We start from the raw sequence: 19618 nt of genomic DNA on the forward strand, positions 1-19618 counted from the left end.
TCCTTTGCGTTACCAGCTCGTGGTGTTGGAAGGTTTGGAGCCGTACGGGTCGGTGATCACGACCTGGTACGGGCCTCGCCAGGAGTTCGTCGGGTACGCGGAACCGATCGGGCAAAGCTGGGTGTCGATGGATCCACCACCATCGACTCCCACCTGCACCGTCTTCCAGGGACTTCCGGAGGTGTCGTTGTAGCAGCCGACCGTCACTTGGCTGTTCGGTTGGAATCCACCCGCCGTGACGTGGAAGTAGTAGCAGCCCGGCGCTGCTGCTGTGCAGGATCCCGTCGTCACGCCGCCGACGTACTGGTTCCCCTTTGCCAGATTCACCCAGCGCCCGGGGTTCGCTCCCGTGCTCCCGTTCGCGGTGTACGTCGCAGACTTCCCTTCGGCCGTGTTCACCGTCATCGTGAACCCGAACGTCGTGTAGTACGCCGATCCGGAGCACGCGCTGCCGGTGACGCCGCCCGCACCGGACTGACCGCCCTGCGCCGAGTACGTGAGCGACGTGAGCGTCTGCCCGTCGAGCGCCCCGGAGACGTCCCAGCTGAAACAGACCTGGCTGCCGTTCACCGACGAGTTCGGCGTGTAGCCCAGCAACGGCCCCCAGGGCTTTCCCGCGTTGCTCGTGGTGGCGGGACCGGCGGTCTGCGAGACCGCAGACACACCATGCACGCTGATGGTCTGCGTCTGACCGTTCGGTGCGCCGTTCACGGTTCCGACCACCTGCGTCTGTGATGCGGACGAGACGGCGATCTGCCCCGAGTTCCAGTACCAGCTGACCTCATTCGGCGCGTTGCCGTTCCAGGCGCCCGGAGTGATGGTGACGCTGAACTGCCCCGCCGTTCCGGTCGCGGCGATCTGGACCGAGACGGGCGCATCGGGCGCGTTCGCGGCCTGCATCGGCGCCGATGCTGGGCTGGGCGCCGACGACCCCGCCTTGTTCGTCGCTACCACCGTGAAGGTGTAGCCACTCGTGCTCGTGCCTACCGAGAACTTCGCCGACGTCGTCGAGCCGGAAACGGTCTGCTGACGCGACTGCCCGTCGCCGCCTGTCGCGGTGACCGTGTAGGTCGCGACCTCGTCGCCATTGTTCCTCGGCGTGGTGACCGCCTGCCAGGTCACGTCCAACTGCGCCTGGCTCCCCACCGAGGGCGCGAACGAGGCCTGCGGCTGCCCGGGCGCGTCGGGCACGCCGGCGGGCACCATGGGCGCCGACCACGCGCTCCAGTCGGAGGGGTCGGGTGCGAGGTTGTGCGCGCGGATCCGCACCTGGTAGGAGACGCCGTTCTGCAGGCCGTCCCAGCTGAGACTGTTGCCCGAGACGCCGAGCTTGTCCGCTGCTGCACCGAGCTGCGGCGTGATCTGCAGGTCGTAGTTCGTGACCGGCGAGCCGTTCGAGTTCGGCGTCGTCCACGAGACCGCGAGCTTCTTGTCACCGAAGGCCAGCGTCGGCGCGGCCGGCATGTCGGGCCGTGCGTCGGGGCGTGCATCCGCCGACGTCGGCGACGGGTCGGACGAGCCGATCGCGTTCACCGCGACCACCTGGAAGCGGTACACGACGTTGTTCGTCAGCCCGTCCAGTGTGCAGGTCGTCGAGGCGCAGTTCTTCGAGTAGCCGTTCTGCGAGGTCACGACGTAACCGGTGATCGGCGAGCCGTTGTTCGACGGCGGCGCCCACGACAGCACGACCGTGCGGTCCTGGATCGAGGTCACGGTCGGCACGCCGGGCGCACCTGGCTTGCCGCGCACGGTGAGCACGATCTTGGCCTCAGCCTGACGATCCGGCGAGTTCGTCGCATCCGCGATCCGGTAGGTCACGATGAGCGTGCCGAAGAAGTCGGACGCGGGTGTCACGGACACCTTGCCGTCCTGGATCGTCGCCGTGTGGGATCCGGGGGTGTCGACGTGCACCGAGACGATCGTGAGCGGCTTCTCGCCCTGGAACGGGTTGAAGTCGTTCGCGAGGACGTCCACAACGCTCGCCACGCCCTGCTTGGCGTCAGGCACGAGGTCGTCGTTCGCGACCGGCATCGGCCGCTGCGTCGTGACGATCGAGATCGTGACGACGCCCTCGCCCGGCTTGCTCTTGCCGTCGTCCGCGGTGACCTTGAACGACAACGTCGCCCCGGGCTTCAGGTCGGAGGCCGCCTTCACCGTCAGCGCACTGCCGGAGATCGAGGCGTCGATGCCGTTCGGCGCCGAGCCTTCGATCGCGTAGCTCATGCGATCCAGATCTCCCTCGTCGGGATCGGTTGTGAGCCTCTTCAGGTCGAGCGTCAGGCCTGCTTCCCCCGGAGCGAGGCTGACGGCGGCGTTGCGCAGCGTGGGCGACTGGTTCTCCAGGGGCTGCACCAGGATCGGGATGGTCACGTACGCGGACAGGCCCTGCGGATCGTCCGGGCCCGTGCCGTCGGTGACCCGCACGCCCACGGCGTCGGGCCCGAAGTAGCCCTTCGCCGAGGTGTACTGCAGATGCTCGGCATCCTTCAGGAGCGGCGCCCCGTCGGCATGACCCGCACGGAGCGAATCCGCCACGGCGATGCGCGGGGTACGGCCGCTGCGGACCATCACGTGGTCGGCGAGAACGATCGAGACGCTCTCGCCGCTCTTCACGACGATCGGCGTGGTGTCCGTGACCGTCGGCACGGCGTCCTTGGTCCCGGGCACGAAGATGAACGCCTGCGCAGTGAGACCGTCCTGGTCGGTGTCCTCGTATCGGATGACCTGCGGATCCGCGGCGACCTTCACCTCGACGATCCCGCCCGCCAGCACCTTCGCGTTCGGCGAGAACGCGGTGACGGTCAGCTGGTCGGTGGTGCCGTCCGGGTTCTCGTCGTTCTGCAGCACCGAGACCTTGACGCTGTCCGATCGCATCACGGCCGAAGCCGGCACGTGGTCGTCGCGGGCGATCGGCGGCTTCAGCGGCGCGTCGCTCGAGACGTTCAACAGGAGCGGCGCCTGCGCCGTCGCGCCGTACACGTCGGCGATCGTGTAGGTCAGCGTGTACTGACCCGGCTGAGCCGGGGCTGTGACGACGACACGACCGCCGGCGATGGAGGCCTTGATCCCGGACGGCACCGTGAGCCCGCTCGTCACGAGCGAGATCTGATCCCCGTCAGGATCGCTGTCGTTGGCCATCACGGGCACCGCGATGGTGCGCCCCGGGCGCACGTCCACGACGTCCTTGACCGCGTACGGTGCCTGATTGTCGGCGCCGGGGGGCGCGACGCCCACGGTCACCGTGCTCTCCGCGGTCGCGCCGAGGCGGTCGCGCACGACGTACGTGAACGAGTCGCGCCCCTGTGACGTGTCGTAGGCGGTGTAGGTCAGCCAGGCATCGCCCACGGTCACCCGGCCCAGCGACGGGCTCGAGGACGTACCGACGAGTTCGACGGAGTCGCCGTCCGGATCGATGCCGTCGAGCGGGATCGGGATCCGCACGGTCGTTCCCGCGATCGCACGTGCGATCACCGGCTTGGGCAGGGGCGCGGAGTTCGTCGCCGCATCGGCGGCGAGCACCTGCACCGTGAGATAGCCAGCGACCCTGTTCCCCTGACTGTCGGTCACCTGGTATGTGATGTAGGCGGGGCCCGGCTTGGATCCGGCCTGGAAGCGCACACGGCTGCCGTCGACGAACGCCGCCCCGTCGCCGATCTTCGTGTCGACGAGGTCGGGCAGCAGCGTCAGGGTGTCGTTGTCGGGCGAGTAGTCGTTGGCGAGCACGTCGACAGAGACCACGTCGCCGACGCGGACGACAGCGTTGTCCGGAACGCTCACCGGCGGACGCAGCGTCGCCGGCAGCGGTACAGGCACGACGAGGATCTCGCCCTCGGCGCTCTGCAGGCCGTCCGAGATGGTGTAGCCGATCGTCATCGGCTGGTGCAGGCCGCCGATATCGGTCACCCGCACGACGGAGTGGTCGAGCACCTCGGCCGACACCGGGGAACCCGGGGGAACGTGCACGCTCTGCACGACGAGCACCCCTCCGCCCGGATCCTCGTCGTTCGCGAGCACGTCGACGAGCACGTTGCGACCGGTCGGCAGCAGGGCCGTGTCGCGCACGGCGATGGGCGGATGCCCGTTCCCGCCGGCCGGCGCGACATCGATGCGGATGAGACCGGCGGCCGATTCGGCGCCCGAGGTCACGAGGTACTGCACGTAGTACGTACCTTGCGCGTCCGCTTCGAACGTCAGGGTGTTCGCGGTGTAGTTCGGGGTGATCTTCGCACCCGGTGCGTAGTCGTTGCGGGCGAGGCGCAACGGCTCCCCCGATCGGCTGATGTCGTTGTCGAGCGGCGAGAGGGTGATGGGGGTGCCCGCCGTGGCGGTGTAGTGATCGGCGTTCGCGATCGGGGCGAGCGAGCCCTTCGGCCGCACGTCGACCTTGAGCACTCCGGTCGTGCTTGCCTGGCCGTCCGAGACCGTGAGCGCGACGTCCTTGATTCCGGTGGCACCGCTCGCCGCGCGGAACTCCATCACGCCGTTGGTGCGCGTGGTGACGACATCGCCGCCGGCGACTTCCGCGTGCTGCAGGAACAGGTCGTCGCCGTCCGGGTCCTTCCAGCCCTGTAGTGCGTCGTACGTGATGCTCGCGCCGGCCTCGACCTGGATCGTCTGCGGACTCTCCAGCACGGGCGGGGAGTTCTCGGAGAGCGGATGGATGGTCAGCGTGACCGTCGCCTGGTCGGTGCCGCCGCGTCCGTCGTCGACCTGGTATCGGAAGCTCGCCGTACCGGTGGCCGCCGCCGGCACCGCGACCTGCAATGCCGCACCGCCGAGGACCGGAGTCACCGTCATCCCTGAGGGCGGTGCGCCCACGAGGGAAGCCGACAGCAGATCGCCGTCGGGGTCCGTGTCGTTCTCAGTGACCCTCAGCACCGACGTCCGGCCGGGGCGCACCCCGTACGAGTCGTCACGCGCGGTCGGCTTGTGGTTCTCGGCGCTGCGCTTGGGCAGCTCGAGCTGTTGCTGCTGTTCTTCGCTCTGGTCCTGCTGCTGCTTGTCGTCGGGCGGAGGGACGACGTCGTCCCAGTTCTGCACGAGCTGAGCCTTGGTGCTGACCACCCAGACCATTCCGCCGCGGGTGTCGTTGACGACGACCACGCGACGGTTGACCCGGAGGACCGGGGTCGCCGCGGCCGGCATGTCGAGCTTGACGTTCACGGTCGGCTGCCCGTCGCATCGGCGCACGTAGGCGCCGTTGCCCCACACCGCGTAGGCGCAGCCGTTCAGCCACACTGGCGGGGACGGGGCGCCACCGGCATCGTCCGAGCGCAGGATCTGCGCGGCCGACCCGTCGAGCGGTTGACGGATCAGCGCGGATCCGGTGGCGAGGTAGGCGGCGTCGCCATCGGCGGACGTCTGCTGCAGACGAGCGCCCGACGACTTCGGGATCGAGATCGTGCGCCCGTTCTCGACGAGCACGCCGTGGCGGGCGTCGAACACGACCGGAATGTCGCCGACGGCCGCCAATTGCACCTGTGCATCCGCGGCCAGTCCGTCCAGCGTTTCCGTGCGCACCGTGCTCGACGCCGTGTCGACGGTGACGAGCTTCTTCTGCGCGGGAGCCACGGCGTACAGGAAAGACCCGTCGTGGGCGATCGCGACCACGCCGCCGTCGCCCACCGTGGCGAGCGAGCCCTTCTTGTCGAAGCGCGCGCCGACGACGCGGTCGGTCGCGACGGCGTAGAGCCTGCCGCCGCCCAACACGCCCATCTCCGCACCGCCGAGGACGACCGTCGATCCACCTGGCATCGCCTGCTGCCCGGTGAACTGATTCGAGGCGGGATCGATCGGAGAGAGAACCCCGTTGGCACGGTCGACCACGACGACGCGGTTGCCGTCCTGCAGCACGTCGTAGTCGGGGGCCGTGGTGCGCAGCGCCCCGTCGAGCAGGCGCGACGGGTAGTTCAGGTGACCGACGAGCAGGTCGTTCGACTTGGTGACCCACACCCCGCCGTCGTCCAGCCGCAGGTCGGCCGTGGGGATTCCCTGATAGAGAACCGCGAGCGTCGAGATGGTGACTGCCGCGGCGGTCAGTGTCGCCCCCGAGGCGAGCATCGCGCGCCGCTCCCTGAGCACGCGGAAGAGCCTCGACACCGATACCACCTCGAACCCCCCAGACCTCTGCCACGCCGCCCACCGCGACGTGCCACCTCCGACAGAACCGGAACGCACGCCGAACCGCGATGGGGAATATCCCCCATGCGCGAGACGCGCGCTCCCCCGCTCCTTCCGCGGTGACGCCGCGATTCCGGAGCTCCTGTGCGGAACACTATCCGCCGTCCGAAGCCCGCCATCGCCGAAAAGGGTGCGGAAACATGCGGAATTTCCGATCCGGAACATCCGGATCGGGGCTCCGGAACCCGGTGCGCCAGGAGTCCTGGAACGGCCCCGATGACGAGCCCTCAGCCGACCGGAGGGTCCCGGTGTGCGCAGGCGCGGGACACAGCGAGCGGAATGGGACCGAACATGGCTACCCGCGAGTGGTACAACATGGATATCCGCTCCTCCCCGCCGCGCCGATCCAGCGCCACCTCCGCCCCTTCCCCAGGACAGTCCGATGACCAGCAGCACTCCCGAATCAGACGTTCCGCACCCCGCTGAGGACTCCGGCCCGCACTCGGAAGCGGATTCCATCCAGCGCTTCGCCGCAGATCTGAGATCCTTGCGCCTGCGTGCTGCCAGCCCGACCCTGTTCAGCCTTCAGCACGCCACATCGATCTCGAAGACGGTCATCTCCGACGCGTTCCGCGGCAAGCGGCTCCCCACCGCCCGAACCGTCAACCGGATCGTGCGCGCGCTGGACGCCGACCCCGCCGAGTGGATCGCCCGCCGCGACCGCCTCGCCAACCTGACCGGATCGCCCGAGGAAAGCGCCGAATCGACGGCGGAGGATGCCGACCCGCCGGTCACGACCCCCGCAGTCGCACGCTGGATCCGGCCCCGCACCGCGATCCTGCTGGCGGCCGCGGCGTTCGTCGTCGGAATCGTCATCAGCGGCGGAATCAGCTACGCCATCGCCGCGAGCCTCGTCGACGAGGTCCGCGCAGACACCATCGCGCAGACCAAGAAGGACATCCTCGCCGCGCCGGTGAGCCCGCATGCGCAGATCAACGTCACCAACGGCGTGGATCCGGCACAGACCCCGTGTGTGAACGACGCCAAGGTCGTCGCGGCCGACAACCGGTCGAACGACACGAAGCTCGAGATCATCTGGTCGAACAAGTGCTACGCCGGATGGGGTCGCGTGACCCGGTACGACGGCAGGGCCGAGGGCAACTCCGTGACGATCGCGATCTACCCGGAGACCGCGCCCTACGGACCGGATCGGCAGAGCGCCACCGAGCCGGGCGTGCAGAGCGCCTACACGACGCTCGTGGTGCGGCCGTCGCCGCAGACCCGTCTCTGCGCCGTGGGCTCGATCACCCTCAACGGCAAGAGCCTCGACCTCGGCGACCCGATCTGCATCTGAACGTCAGGCGGACGACGGCTGACCGTGCTCCGTCTCGCGAAGACCCGCACGGAGCGAATGCGTTTGCTCGCGCTCCGCTCACGCAAACGACCGGGCCCTGAGACGCCGAATGCCGGCCCCCGCACTGGGGACCGGCATTCGCGTGCGAGCGGATCGGGTCAGTCGACGCCGTGCGCGAGCAGGCGGCCGCGCGGCGCGACACCGTCGATGACCTCGCCGCGCAGGTACGCGGCGCGGACCGCACCGGTGAGCTCACGGCCGGCGTAGGCCGAGACCGGGTTCTTGTGCCGCAGGTTCGCGATGTCGACGGTGAACGCCTCGTCCGGGGCGAACACGGCGAAGTCCGCGTCCTTGCCCACCTCGAGGCGGCCCTTGCGCTGCAGGCCGGTCAGCGCGGCGGGCGCGGCCGACATCAGCTCGACGATGCGCTCGAGGGCGATGCCGCGCTTGCGGGCCTCGGTCCAGACCAGGGCCAGGCCCAGCTGCAGCGACGAGATGCCGCCCCACGCGACGTCGAAGCCGCCACCCTCGGGGTGCTTCAGCTCGACCGTCGCCGGCGAGTGGTCCGAGACGATGAGGTCGATCGTGCCGTCGGCGATGCCCTCCCAGAGCAGGTCCTGGTTGCCGGACTCGCGGATCGGCGGGCAGCACTTGAACGCGGTCGCGCCGTCCGGGATCTCCTCGGCCTTGAGCACGAGGTAGTGCGGGCAGGTCTCGACCGTGAGCCGGACGCCCTCCGCCTTGGCGTCACGGATCTCGCCCAGCGCGTCCGAGGAGGACAGGTGCAGGATGTGCGCGCGGGCGCCGGTGCTGCGAGCGCGGTCGATGACGTCCTTGATCCCGGTGTCCTCGGCGGAGCGGGGACGGGAGGCGAGGAAGTTCGCGTACACCGGGCCGTCGGGCTGCGGAGCCTCCTCGATGACGTGCGGGTCCTCGGCGTGCACGATGAGCAGCGAGTCGTACTGCTTCAGCTCGGCGAGGTCGGTCTCGATCTCGTCGAGGCTGAGCGGCGGGAACTCCGGCACGCCGCTGTCCAGCAGGAAGCACTTGAAGCCGAAGACGCCGGCCTCGTGCAGCGGGCGCAGCTGCGCCGTGTTGCCCGGCACCGCGCCGCCCCAGAAGCCCACGTCGACGTGCGCCTGGTCGCGCGCGACACCGCGCTTGACCTCGAGCGCGTCCACGTCCACGGTCGGGGGGATGCTGTTCAGCGGCATGTCCACGATCGTGGTGACGCCGCCGGCCGCGGCGGCGCGGGTGGCGGAGGCGAAGCCCTCCCACTCGGTGCGGCCCGGCTCGTTGACGTGCACATGCGAGTCGACGAGGCCGGGGAGCAGGATCTCGTCGGCGGCGATCTCGACGACGCGCTCGCCCGCGAGGCCCGCGCCCAGCGGCTCGACGGCGGCGATCACGCCGTCCTTGACGCCCACCTCGCGGGCGCCGATGCCCTCGGCGGTGAGCACCCGCTCGCCCCGGAGGACGAGGTCGTACTTTTCGGTCTCCTGCGACATGTCGCGGTTCCCTTCTGCCGGCGGCTGTGCCGGCTGTTCTCTGACGGTGTGATGGATGGTTCGGTGGGCGCCCGGGTCAGCGGACGGACGGGAAGCCGGTGATCCGCTTCGGGCGCGGGGTGGCGTAGGTGCGCACCTTGGAGGTGGTCAGGCCCAGCCGGACCAGCCCCTCGGCGACCGCGACGGCCGCCTGCACGCCGTCCACGACGGGCACGCCGCACAGCTCGACGACGCGGTCCTTCAGCTCGGCCATGCCGCCGCAGCCGAGCACGATGACCTCAGCCTTGTCGATCTCGACCGCCTTCTGCGCCTCGCGGGCGATCGCCTCGACGGCGCGCTCCGGGTCGGACTCGAGTTCGAGCACGCCCATCCCGGACGAGCGCACGGAGGCGCAGCGGTCGTGCAGGCCGCCGAGGATCAGGCGGTCCTCGATGAGCGGCACCGTGCGGTCGAGCGTGGTGACGACCGAGTACGACCGGCCGAGGAACATCGCCGTGGAGGCCGCCGCCTCCGTGATGTCGACCACGGGGACGTTCAGCAGCTCCTGCAGACCCTCGCGGCCGTGCTCGCCGTAGCCGGCCTGGATCACGGCGTCGTACTCGCCCTCGTAGCGGACGACCTTGTCCATGACCGCGATCGCGGCGAGGTAGCTCTCGAAGTTGCCCTCGCACGAGTCCGCGCCGAAGTCCGGCGTGAGGCCGATGATCTCGGTGCCCGGCGAAGCGGCGGCGCGGGCCGCCTCGGCGATGCCCTCGGTCATGGTCTCGGTGGTGTTCACGTTCGCGACGAGAATGCGCATCTCTTCTTGCTCCTTGTTCGGCGTGTCAGTGCGTGGCGGCGACGGCGATCTCGGCGCCGTCCACGTCGTGGAACGGACCGCGGCGGTCGGCGATCAACGCGTAGATGATCGCTGCGGATCCCGCGGCCACGAACCACGAGAAGTCGCGGACGGCATCGAAGACCGGAAGGAACGTGAATGCCAGAGACAGCGCCCCCGCGATCACCAGCGTAGTCACGGCCCGCGGGTTGAAGCCCCGGCGGTAGGCGTATTCCGAGGTGACCGTGTCGGAGTAGAGCTCCGGGACGTTGATCCGCTGCTTCTTCACCAGCCAGTAGTCGACCATGATGATGCCGAACAGCGGGCCGAGCAGGGCGCCCAGGCCGCCGAGGAACACGTTGATCACGACCGGGGAGTTGTACATGTTCCACGGGGTGATCACGATGCCGATGACGGCCGAGATGAGCGCCGCGCGACGGAAGTTCAGGTGCCGCGGGAACAGGTTGTTCAGCGCGTAGGTCGGGGCGACGAAGTTCGCCATCAGATTCACCGCGATCGTCAGTGCGATCAGCGCGAGCGAGGCGAGCACGAGCAGGAACGTGTTCGGGATCGCCGCGACGACCTCGGCGGGCGAGGTGATGACCTTGCCGTGCAGGGTGAAGGTGCCGCCGGTGAGGACGACGACGATCACGCCGAAGAACAGCATGTTGATCGGGATGCCCCAGAAGTTGCCCTTCACGATGGCCTTGCGCGAGCGGGCGCCGCGGGTGAAGTCGCAGAAGTTCAGCACGAACGTGCCGTAGATCGAGACCCACAGGGATGCGCCGCCGAGCATCTTCAGCCACACGTCGCCGCCCTGGGACGCCTTCGTCGGCGCCCAGTCGATCCGGAAGCCGGACTGCACGAGCACCCACACGGCGAGGGCGACGAAGGTGGCGAGGATGATCGGGCCGGCGAAGGCCTCGTATTTGCGGATCATCTCCATGCCGAAGCTGACGATGACGACCTGGATGACCCAGAGCGCCACGAACGTGATCCAGCCGAGCGGCGACAGGCCGAGGAAGGATCCGCTCTGCAGCCCCCTGACGCCCGGGAAGACCGCGAGCAGCACGACCTGCAGGACCTGCGAGGCGAGGAACGTCTGGATCCCGAACCAGGCGATCGCGACGCCGCCGCGCAGCAGGGCGGGGATCTGCGCGCCGTGCACGCCGAACGCGATCCGGCTCATCACCGGGAACGGCACGCCGGTCTTCTCGCCCATGAACCCGGACAGGGTCAGCAGCAGGAACAGGAACAGCGCGCCGAAGGCGAGGGCGCCGAGGATCGCGCCGCCGGACAGGCCGAGGGCGAACAGCCCGATCGCGAAGGCGTAGTTGCCGAGGCTGTGCACATCGTTCGCCCAGAGGGTGAAGATGCTGTAGGCGCTCCAGTGCCGGCTCTCGCGGTTCGTCGGCGCGAGGTCGTTGTTGTACAGGCGCGGGCTGATCCCCGCCTGCACCGCGAAGACGCCGGAAGGCGCCTCCGCGAGTCCCTCGGAGCCGCGACTCGCGACGTGGACGTAATCGGTGGACGTCATCGTGATTTGAACCCCTCTCGACGGCGTCTCTGCCGTCGACACTCGATTTCACAATGTGAAAGATGAAATTCGTACAGTGATAACTGTCGCGCGCCGTCGCGGACGCCGCAACATCGTTTGCACAATTTGGACCGGCTTCCACACACCGGCGTCTTCGGCACGCGCGGTCGCCCCTGCAGAGGCGCGCGCATCCCGGCTCCCGGGCCGGTTCAGCCCTGCGGGCTCCGCCGTCGAGTCGACGCGCGCTGCACCAGTTCGAACTCGAGGAGCAGGTGCGACGTGAGCGGGGCGCCGCTGCTCAGCCGACGCTGCAGCAACCGCGTCAGCTGAGAAGCCCAGACCTGCATGTTGGCCTTCATCGCCGTGATCGGCACCACGGCGAGCTCCGCGATGACGCTGTCCATCATGTTCGCCACGAGGACGTCGTCGGGCACCCGGAGACCTCGCGCCTGGACCGCGTCTATCGCCCCCACCGCGAACAGGTCGGTGGACGTGAGGAAGGCATCGGGTGGCGTCGGGATGCGCAGGAGCGACTCGGCCGCGGCCGCGCCGCCCTGCTGCGCGCGCACCGGTTCCACCTCCCGCACCAGCACGGGCAGGCCGCGCGAGCGCATCTCCTGGACGTAGACGCCGGCGATCGACTCCATGTACGTGTTCTGCGTCGAACCCACGATGAGTGCCGGGCGCCGGGCGCCCGCCGTGAGCAGGTGATCGAGCAGCGTCCGTGCGTTGGCGGCGTAGTCGGTGCCGATCCACCACGGGAACTCCGCGTCACCCGGATCCGGATCCAGCGTCACGGTCGGGATTCCCCGCTGGATCAGAGCACGGAGCACCTCGTCGCCACGGCGGGGATGCAGCAGCACGAAGGCGTCGAGCCGGCCGACCTGGGCGCCGATGTCATCGAGGGTGAGGAAGGAGGAGACCGAGAACCCGGCACCCAGCAGGGCCACCAGCACCGCACCGGCGACGGAGGTGAAGGTATCGGAGCCGGAGGCGAATCCGGGGATGGCCTCCGGCGGCCGCAGCAGCAGACCGACGGTGCGCTGACCGGTGCCGCCCTCCATCACGAAGCCGAGGTCGAACGCGGCCTTGAGCACCGCGGCCTTGGTTGCGGCGCTCACCGGGCGGCGCCCGCTGAACGCGTGCGAAGCCGTCGTCTGCGAGACCCCGGCGCGCTCGGCGACATCCTTCAGCCGAGGACGCTCCGTCATCGGGCTGGCCTCGCCTTCGGAATCGCTCACAAGGCTCAGATCTTACGCCGTCGCCATTCGGCACGGCCACGGGGACGGGGGACCTGCCCAGGCGCGCGGAGACGCTTCGACGGGCTCAACGACCGGGTGACTCGACGACCGGCGTGACGAGGTCATCGAGCTCGGCGCCGATGCGGCGGCCCACCTCGACGAGCAGGCGTGGAGCCTCGGCCATGCTCACCGCGGGGTCCGGCTCCAGCTCGGCGAGCGCGTAGACCCGGGCGAACCCTGCGGCGGCGACCGCCTCGGAGCCCAGGGTGGAACGGCCGCACACGGCGACCACGGGGACGCCGGCGGCACGGGCCGCGGCGGCCACGCCGAGCGGCGTCTTGCCGCCCAGGCTCTGGTCGTCGAGGCTGCCCTCGCCGGTGATGACGAGGTCGGCGCCGACGAGGCGCTCGGCGAGGCCGGTCAGCTCCTGCACGACCTCGACGCCGGGCTCGCGGTGCGCGCCGAGCGCGGCGAGGGCGGCGTAGCCGACGCCGCCGGCCGCACCGGCTCCCGGCGCGTCGATCGACGGCCGGATCCCGGGCTGCCGCTCGAGCAGGCCGGCGAAGAGGGCGAGCGCCTGGTCCACCACCGGCACGTCCTCGGGGCCGAGCCCCTTCTGCGGCCCGAACACGGCGGGCGCCCCGCGCTCGCCGAGCAGGGGGTTGTCCACGTCGCTGGCGAGGACGACCTCGACGCCGGCGAGGCGCGGATCCAGTCCGGACACGTCCACGGTGGCCACGGTCGCGAGCGGGCCGCCGCCGCCGGGGATCTCCCGACCGGACTCGTCCCGCAGCGAGACGCCGAGCGCCTGCAGCATGCCGGCGCCGCCGTCGGTGTTGGCGCTGCCGCCGACGCCGAGCGCGATGCGCGTGGCGCCGCGGTCCAGCGCGGCGAGGATGAGCTCGCCCGTGCCGCGGCTGGTGGCGCCGAGACCGTCCTTGACGCCTCCGGGGAGCACGTCCAGGCCGCTCGCCGCGGCCATCTCGATGATGGCCTGGTCCCCGCGCACCGCGAAGCGCGCGGCGACCGGCGATCCGGTCGGGCCGGTGACCGGCACCGTGACCGCCTCGAACCCGGCGGCGAGGGCGGCGTCGACCGTCCCCTCACCGCCGTCCGCGACGGGGACCGTGTCGATGACGGTCCCCGGCGCGATCGCCGAGATCCCCTCCGCGAGGGAGGTGGCGACCTCGGGGCCCGTTGCCGAGCCCTTGAACTTGTCCGAGGCGATCAGGATGCGCATGCGTCTACCTTGGCAGGACTCAGTCGAGCAGGGCGTAGATGGCCTCGGGAGCGTCGGCGGCCGACGTCGCGAGGTCCTCGAACTCGTTCATCGTGTCGAGGTCGGCGCCCATGGCGATGTTGGTGACGCGCTCGAGGATGACCTCGACGACCACCGGCACCTGGAACTCGTCGCGCAGGCGCTGGGCCTCCGCGAAACCGGCGGCGAGGTCCTCGGGACGCTCGACGCGCAGCGCCTTGCAGCCCAGGCCCTCGGCGACCTTGACGTGGTCGACGCCGTAGCCGGTGGCGATCGAGGACGAGTCCTGCGGGGTGTTCACGTTGTCGAACGCGAGCGAGACCTCGTAGTCCATCTCGAAGCCGCGCTGCGACTGGCGGATCAGACCCAGGTAGCTGTTGTTCACCACGACGTGGATGTACGGCAGCTTGTGCTGCGCGCCCACGGCGAGCTCCTCGATCATGAACTGGAAGTCGTAGTCGCCCGAGAGCGCGACGACCTGCTCGCCCGGCTTGCCGCGCACGACGCCGAGGGCCGCGGGGCCGGTCCAGCCCAGCGGGCCGGCCTGGCCGGCGTTGATCCACTTGCGCGGGCCGTAGACGTGCAGCAGCTGCGCGCCGGCGATCTGGGAGAGGCCGATCGTGGTGACGAAGGTGGTGTCGCGGTCGAACGCGGTCAGCATCTCCTGGTAGACGCGGTGCGGCTTCATCGGCACGTTGTCGAAGTTGGTCTTGCGCTGCAGGCGTGCCTTGCGGTCGCGGCACGACTCGGCCCAGGCGTTGTAGTCGGGCAGGTCCGCGACGCGGTCGCGGGCGGCCTCGAGCAGGGCGTCGATGAACGCGCCGGCGTCGGAGACCACACCGTAGTCGGGCGCGAACACGCGGCCGATCTGGGTGGGCTCGATGTCGACGTGCACGAAGGTGCGGCCCTTGCGGTAGGTGTCCAGGCCGCCGGTGTGGCGGTTCGCCCAGCGGTTGCCGATGCCGAGCACGAAGTCGGACTCGAGGAAGCTCGCGTTGCCGTAGCGCTGCGAGGTCTGGATGCCGACCAGGCCCGCGGCGAGCGGGTGGTCGTCGGCCAGCACGCCCCAGCCCATCAGGGTCGGGAACACGGGCACGCCGAGGGTCTCGGCGAGCTCGACGAGCTTGTCGGAGGCGCCGGAGTTCACGATGCCGCCACCCGCGATGATCGCCGGGTGCTTCGAGGCCACCAGCATGTCGAGCACCTTCTCGGCCTGCGCGCGGGTCGCGACGGGCTTGGCCACCGGGAGCGGCTCGTAGGTGTCGATGTCGAACTCGATCTCCGTCATCTGGACGTCGAACGGCAGGTCGATCAGGACCGGGCCGGGACGGCCGGAGCGCATGATCTGGAACGCGGACTGGAAGACGCCGGGAACCTGCGCGCCCTCGAGGACGGTCTTCGCGAACTTGGTGACCGGCTTCGCGATCGAGGCGATGTCGACGGCCTGGAAGTCCTCCTTGTCGAGCTTCGCGACCGGCGCCTGGCCGGTGATGCAGAGCATCGGGATGGAGTCGGCGATCGCGGCATAGAGGCCGGTGATCATGTCGGTGCCGGCGGGGCCCGAGGTGCCCAGGCACACGCCGATGCGGCCGTCACCGGTGCGGCTGTAGCCGTCGGCCATGTGCGAGGCGCCCTCGACGTGACGGGCGAGGGTGTGCCGGATGCCGCCGTTGGCGCGCATCGCGGAGTAGAGGGGGTTGATCGCAGCGCCGGGAAGGCCGAACGCCTCGTCGGCGCCCTCCTTGATCAGGATCTGCACGATGGCGTCGACTGCGCGCATTCGAGTCATGGTTGTCTCCTTGGAGATCGTGTGTGGGAAGAGTGGGTCAGTTGCCGGAGAGCTCGTTGGTGAGCTTGAACAGGCCGGAGTGGTCCAGGCCGCCGTCGCCGCGGGCGACGAGCGCGTTCACGAGCTGGGCGACAGCCGCACCGAGCGGGACGGTGACCCCGACGGAGCGGGCGGCGGCGGTGACGATGCCGAGGTCCTTGTTGTGCAGGGCCAGGCGGAATCCGGGGTCGAAGTTGCGGTCGAGCATCTTCTGGCCCTTCTGATCGAGGACCTTGGAGCCGGCGAGGCCGCCTCCGAGCACCTTGAGCGCGGCGGCGGTGTCGACGCCGAACGCCTCGAGGAAGACGACCGCCTCGGCGAGCGCCTGGATGTTGACGGCGACGATGAGCTGGTTGGCGGCCTTCACGGTCTGGCCGGCGCCCGAGGGGCCGACGTGCACGATGGTCTTGCCGATCGCGTTGAGGACCGGCTCGGCCTTGGCGAAGTCGGCCTCGGATCCGCCGACCATGATCGAGAGGACGGCGTCGATGGCGCCCTGCTCGCCACCCGAGACGGGGGCGTCGACCGCGCCGAAGCCGGCGGCGACGGCCTCGGCCGCGAGGTCCTTGGCGACGTCCGGGCGGATCGAGGAGTTGTCGATCCACAGCGCGCCGGCCTTGGCGTTGGCGAACACGCCGGCCTCGCCCTGCACGACCCCGGCCACGTCCGGGGAGTCCGGGACCATGGTGATGACGACGTCCGCGTCCTTGACGGCGTCGGCGATGCTGGTCGCGCCCTTGCCGCCCGCGGCGACGAGCTTCTCGATCGCCTCGGGGCTGCGGTTGAAGCCGGTCACGTCGTAGCCGGCGGTGACGAGGTTCTTCGCCATGGGCAGGCCCATGATGCCGAGGCCGATGAATGCGATGCTGGTCATGTCTTAGCTCCTTCGGGAGAGAGGGGGATCAGGCGCGGGTCCAGGCGAAGGGATCCGCCTGCGTCGCCTTGTACTCGAGTCCGATGACGCCGGCGTAGCCGCCGGCCTGGGCGGCGGCGATCCACTGCGCGATCGGCAGGTCGCCGGTGCCGGGCTCGCCGCGGCCGGGGGCGTCGGCGATCTGGATGTGGCCGAACTCGCCGGCGTGGCCCGCGACGACCGCCGCGACGTCGTCGCCGTTCACGGCGAGGTGGTAGAAGTCGGCGAGGAGCTTGACGTTGTCGACGCCCTCCTCGTTCTTGACGCGCTCGATGATCGCCAGCGCGTCGGCGGCGGTCTTCAGCGGGTAGGTCTCCATGCCGGAGACCGGCTCGAGCAGCACGATGCCGCCGAGGGCGGCGACCGCACGGCCGGCGATCGCGAGGTTCTTCACGGCCAGGTCGTCCTGGGCCTGCGGGTCCACGCCCTCGAGGCGGTTGCCGTAGAGCGCGTTGAACGCCTTGGTGCCGAGGCGCTCGCCGATCGAGACGACGACGTCGACGTTGGCGCGGAACTCGTCCTCGCGGCCGACCCAGCTCACCAGGCCCCGGTCGCCCGCGCCCATGTCGCCGGCGAAGAAGTTGAGGCCGGTCAGCTGCACGCCGGCGTCCTGGATCGCGGAGACGAAGGCGTCGACGTCGGCCTGGGCGGGCACGGCCTCGGCGAAGGGCCACCAGAACTCCACGGCGTCGAAACCGGCGGCCTTCGCGGCAGCCGGGCGCTCGAGGATCGGCAGGTCGGTCAGCAGGATCGAAGCGTTGACGGTGTAGCTCATGGGATCGTCCTTGATTTCGGAATGTGGAAAAAAGTTTTTGATTAATGAAAGTTTAGGCGGAGGTGTCGGGGATGTCAACGGGCCGTGGGATCCCTCCCCTCCCGCGCAGCGGCCCCGAATCCCGGAAAAACGGCGAGCGCCGCCCACGCATGCGGGCGGCGCTCGTCGGGATCATGGCCTCAGGTCAGCTTGATCTGCCGGTTCATGTCCTTGTACAGCAGGTAGCGGAAGTCGCCGGGGCCGCCCGCGTAGCAGGCCTGCGGGCAGAACGCGCGCAGCAGCATGTAGTCGCCGGCCTCGACCTCGACCCAGTCGTCGTTCAGGCGGTACACCGCCTTGCCCTCGAGCACGAACAGGCCGTGCTCCATGACGTGCGTCTCGGCGAACGGGATGGATCCGCCCGGCTTGAAGGTGACGATGTTCACCTGCATGTCGTGCGCCATGTCGTTCGAGTCGGCGAAGCGCGTGGTCAGCCAGGCGTCGGTGCCGACCATCGGGGTCGGCTCGATGTCCTGGTCGCGGGTGACGAAGGACGCGGGGGCGTCGACGCCCTCGATCCACTCGTACGCCTTGCGGATCCAGTGGAAGCTGGTGATCTCGTCGCCCTCGTTCGCGAGCGACCAGTTCGACCCCGGTGCGAGGAAGGCGTAGCCGCCCTCTTCGAGCACGTGCGTCTCGCCCTCGAGCGTGAGCGTGAGCCTGCCCGTCGTGACGAACACGACGCCCTCGACGCCCGCCTCGACCTCGGGCTTCGCGGCGGCGCCGCCCGGGGCGATCTCCACGATCAGCTGCGAGAAGGTCTGCGCCGAGCTCGGGGTGGGCTTGGCGATGATCCACGCGCGGGTGTTCGTGAAGCCCGGGAGGCTCGACGTGACGATGTCGCGCAGCACGCCCTTGGGGATCACCGTGTACGCCAGCTTGACGATGGCGCGGTCGGTGAGCAGGTCGGTCTGCGGCGGCAGTCCGCCCGCAGGGGTGTAGTAGCTCATGAGTTCTCCTTCTCGGACGTGACGAGCTTCGGGTGGGCGAGGCGCACGAGCTCGGCGGGCTCGGATCCCGTGGAGGCGCGGACCTCGTCGGCCGTGAGCGCACCGCACTCCAGGCCGCGCACGACGAAGCGAGCCAGGGCGCGGGCCGTCGCCGGCTCGTCCATGATCGTCGCGTCGCTGCCGTGCAGGTAGTTGTCCAGGCGCTTGGCGGCGGCCGCGAAGCCCTCGCGGTAGAACGCGTACGTCGCCAGGTACCGGGTGGGCAGCTGCGCGGCGTGCAGGTCCCAGCCCTGGTAGTAGCCGCGCTCGAGCGAGCGGCGCACCAGACGGGCGTGCAGCGCCCAGGCCTTGCGCACGTGATCCGGGTCGCCGACCGGGATCACGTTCGTGGATCCGTCGGAGATCCGCACACCGGTCTCCGCGACGGCGACCTGCATGACCTGCTTCGCGTAGTCCGCGGCCGGGTGCTCCATCGACTGGTACGCGGCCGCGATCTGCAGCGAGGCACTGTAGTCGTAGGTGCCGTAGTGCAGCGCCGAGACGCGTCCGTCCGCGTGGTGCAGCAGCGTCGCGACCGGGACGGATCCGTCCGCCGCGATGATCAGCTGCGGCGTCTCCATCTGCACCTCGAAGCGCAGCCGGCCGGCGGGCAGCCCGAGGCGCTCCTCGAACCGCTCGCAGAGCAGGACCATCGCCTCGACCTGCTCGACCGTGGTGACCTTCGGCAGCGTCAGCACGAGCCCGTCGGGCAGCGGGCCGTGGGCGACCAGGGTGGTCAGGAACAGGTCGAGCGTGCGGATGCCGCGGCGGCGCGTGGGCGCCTCGAAGCACTTGAACCGGATCCCGATGAACGGCGGCGCGACGCCGGCGGCGACAGCCGCGGCGACCCGCTCGGCGGCGAGGATCGCGTCCGCGTCCTCCTCCTCGTCAGGGCGCCTGCCGTAGCCGTCCTCGAAGTCCAGGCGCAGGTCCTCGATGGGCTCGCGCTCGAGCTTCGCGTCGACGAGCGGCGTGAGCTCGTCAGCGAGATGGCCGAGTCCGACGGCCGCCGCGAGGACCGCGGTGCCGCCGGCGACGGCGACGGCCTCGGCCGCTTCGGCGCCGAACCGGGCCGGCAGATCCGGGGTGAACCGGTCGGCCGGCACGTACAGCGTGTGCACGGGCTGACGGCTGCCGTCGTCACCCGGGTACGAGGTGGCGAGCAGCGTGTCGGTGCCGGAGAGCCGGGCGTCGATGTCGGCGAAGTCGTCCTCGCCCAGGGTGCCTGCGGCCATGCGG

Annotated in this window: 12 protein-coding genes; 1 reads left to right on the forward strand and 11 read right to left on the reverse strand. The window is 70.1% G+C overall.

Annotated elements, in window-relative coordinates; genetic code table 11:
* Nucleotides 1–9: 9 nt before the first annotated feature.
* The gene (locus RBR11_RS05990; protein ID WP_308488407.1) at nucleotides 10–6099 is read right to left on the reverse strand and encodes an Ig-like domain-containing protein; all 6090 of its coding nucleotides are present in this window, start codon (nucleotides 6097–6099) and stop codon (nucleotides 10–12) included.
* Nucleotides 6100–6562: 463 nt separating this feature from the next.
* On the opposite strand from RBR11_RS05990, the gene RBR11_RS05995 reads away from it, so the two are divergent.
* Nucleotides 6563–7474 (forward strand): DUF2690 domain-containing protein, encoded by a 912-nt coding sequence (locus RBR11_RS05995; RefSeq protein WP_308488408.1) that lies wholly within the window; start codon nucleotides 6563–6565, stop codon nucleotides 7472–7474.
* A gap of 158 nt (nucleotides 7475–7632) precedes the next feature.
* Here RBR11_RS05995 and allB read toward each other — a convergent pair whose 3' ends face one another.
* The 10 genes from allB to RBR11_RS06045 all read right to left on the reverse strand — a co-directional run bounded on the left by allB (nucleotide 7633) and on the right by RBR11_RS06045 (nucleotide 19614).
* On the reverse strand, nucleotides 7633–8982 hold the full coding sequence (gene allB / locus RBR11_RS06000; RefSeq protein WP_308488409.1) for an allantoinase AllB: 1350 nt from the start codon (nucleotides 8980–8982) through the stop codon (nucleotides 7633–7635).
* A 76-nt stretch (nucleotides 8983–9058) separates the two neighbouring features.
* The gene (locus tag RBR11_RS06005) at nucleotides 9059–9781 is read right to left on the reverse strand and encodes an aspartate/glutamate racemase family protein (RefSeq protein ID WP_308488410.1); all 723 of its coding nucleotides are present in this window, start codon (nucleotides 9779–9781) and stop codon (nucleotides 9059–9061) included.
* Nucleotides 9782–9806: 25 nt separating this feature from the next.
* On the reverse strand, nucleotides 9807–11336 hold the full coding sequence (locus RBR11_RS06010) for an NCS1 family nucleobase:cation symporter-1 (RefSeq protein ID WP_308488411.1): 1530 nt from the start codon (nucleotides 11334–11336) through the stop codon (nucleotides 9807–9809).
* Between the two features lie 209 nt (nucleotides 11337–11545).
* Nucleotides 11546–12547, reverse strand: a complete 1002-nt coding sequence (locus tag RBR11_RS06015) for a LacI family DNA-binding transcriptional regulator (RefSeq protein WP_308488412.1) — start codon at nucleotides 12545–12547, stop codon at nucleotides 11546–11548.
* Between the two features lie 115 nt (nucleotides 12548–12662).
* Nucleotides 12663–13817: a glycerate kinase gene (locus RBR11_RS06020; protein ID WP_308488413.1), complete on the reverse strand. Its 1155-nt coding sequence runs from the start codon at nucleotides 13815–13817 to the stop codon at nucleotides 12663–12665.
* Nucleotides 13818–13836: 19 nt separating this feature from the next.
* Complete coding sequence (gene gcl / locus RBR11_RS06025) at nucleotides 13837–15624, reverse strand: glyoxylate carboligase (RefSeq protein ID WP_308488414.1); 1788 nt, start codon at nucleotides 15622–15624, stop codon at nucleotides 13837–13839.
* Nucleotides 15625–15661: 37 nt separating this feature from the next.
* Complete coding sequence (locus tag RBR11_RS06030) at nucleotides 15662–16537, reverse strand: 2-hydroxy-3-oxopropionate reductase (protein ID WP_308488415.1); 876 nt, start codon at nucleotides 16535–16537, stop codon at nucleotides 15662–15664.
* Nucleotides 16538–16565: 28 nt separating this feature from the next.
* Complete coding sequence (locus RBR11_RS06035) at nucleotides 16566–17351, reverse strand: hydroxypyruvate isomerase family protein (RefSeq protein ID WP_308488416.1); 786 nt, start codon at nucleotides 17349–17351, stop codon at nucleotides 16566–16568.
* Between the two features lie 179 nt (nucleotides 17352–17530).
* Nucleotides 17531–18340, reverse strand: coding sequence for a bifunctional allantoicase/(S)-ureidoglycine aminohydrolase (locus RBR11_RS06040; RefSeq protein WP_308488417.1), 810 nt, complete (start codon nucleotides 18338–18340; stop codon nucleotides 17531–17533).
* Nucleotides 18337–19614, reverse strand: a complete 1278-nt coding sequence (locus RBR11_RS06045) for a DUF6986 family protein (protein WP_308488418.1) — start codon at nucleotides 19612–19614, stop codon at nucleotides 18337–18339. The genes RBR11_RS06040 and RBR11_RS06045 overlap by 4 nt, the downstream gene beginning before the upstream one ends.
* Nucleotides 19615–19618 lie beyond the last annotated feature (4 nt).

The sequence above is a fragment of the Microbacterium capsulatum genome (assembly GCF_030865425.1).
In the GTDB taxonomy this organism is placed as follows: domain Bacteria; phylum Actinomycetota; class Actinomycetes; order Actinomycetales; family Microbacteriaceae; genus Microbacterium; species Microbacterium capsulatum.

What these genes read in the sequence shown, in the direction of transcription:
- RBR11_RS06040 (WP_308488417.1), bottom strand. Translation starts at nt 18,340, where the DNA reads ATGAGCTACTACACCCCTGCGGGCGGACTGCCGCCGCAGACCGACCTG.
- RBR11_RS06005 (WP_308488410.1), bottom strand. Translation starts at nt 9,781, where the DNA reads ATGCGCATTCTCGTCGCGAACGTGAACACCACCGAGACCATGACCGAG.
- RBR11_RS06010 (WP_308488411.1), bottom strand. Translation starts at nt 11,336, where the DNA reads ATGACGTCCACCGATTACGTCCACGTCGCGAGTCGCGGCTCCGAGGGA.
- RBR11_RS06015 (WP_308488412.1), bottom strand. Translation starts at nt 12,547, where the DNA reads ATGACGGAGCGTCCTCGGCTGAAGGATGTCGCCGAGCGCGCCGGGGTC.
- RBR11_RS06020 (WP_308488413.1), bottom strand. Translation starts at nt 13,817, where the DNA reads ATGCGCATCCTGATCGCCTCGGACAAGTTCAAGGGCTCGGCAACGGGC.
- RBR11_RS06030 (WP_308488415.1), bottom strand. Translation starts at nt 16,537, where the DNA reads ATGACCAGCATCGCATTCATCGGCCTCGGCATCATGGGCCTGCCCATG.
- RBR11_RS06035 (WP_308488416.1), bottom strand. Translation starts at nt 17,351, where the DNA reads ATGAGCTACACCGTCAACGCTTCGATCCTGCTGACCGACCTGCCGATC.
- allB (WP_308488409.1), bottom strand. Translation starts at nt 8,982, where the DNA reads ATGTCGCAGGAGACCGAAAAGTACGACCTCGTCCTCCGGGGCGAGCGG.
- RBR11_RS06045 (WP_308488418.1), bottom strand. Translation starts at nt 19,614, where the DNA reads ATGGCCGCAGGCACCCTGGGCGAGGACGACTTCGCCGACATCGACGCC.
- RBR11_RS05995 (WP_308488408.1), top strand. Translation starts at nt 6,563, where the DNA reads ATGACCAGCAGCACTCCCGAATCAGACGTTCCGCACCCCGCTGAGGAC.
- gcl (WP_308488414.1), bottom strand. Translation starts at nt 15,624, where the DNA reads ATGACTCGAATGCGCGCAGTCGACGCCATCGTGCAGATCCTGATCAAG.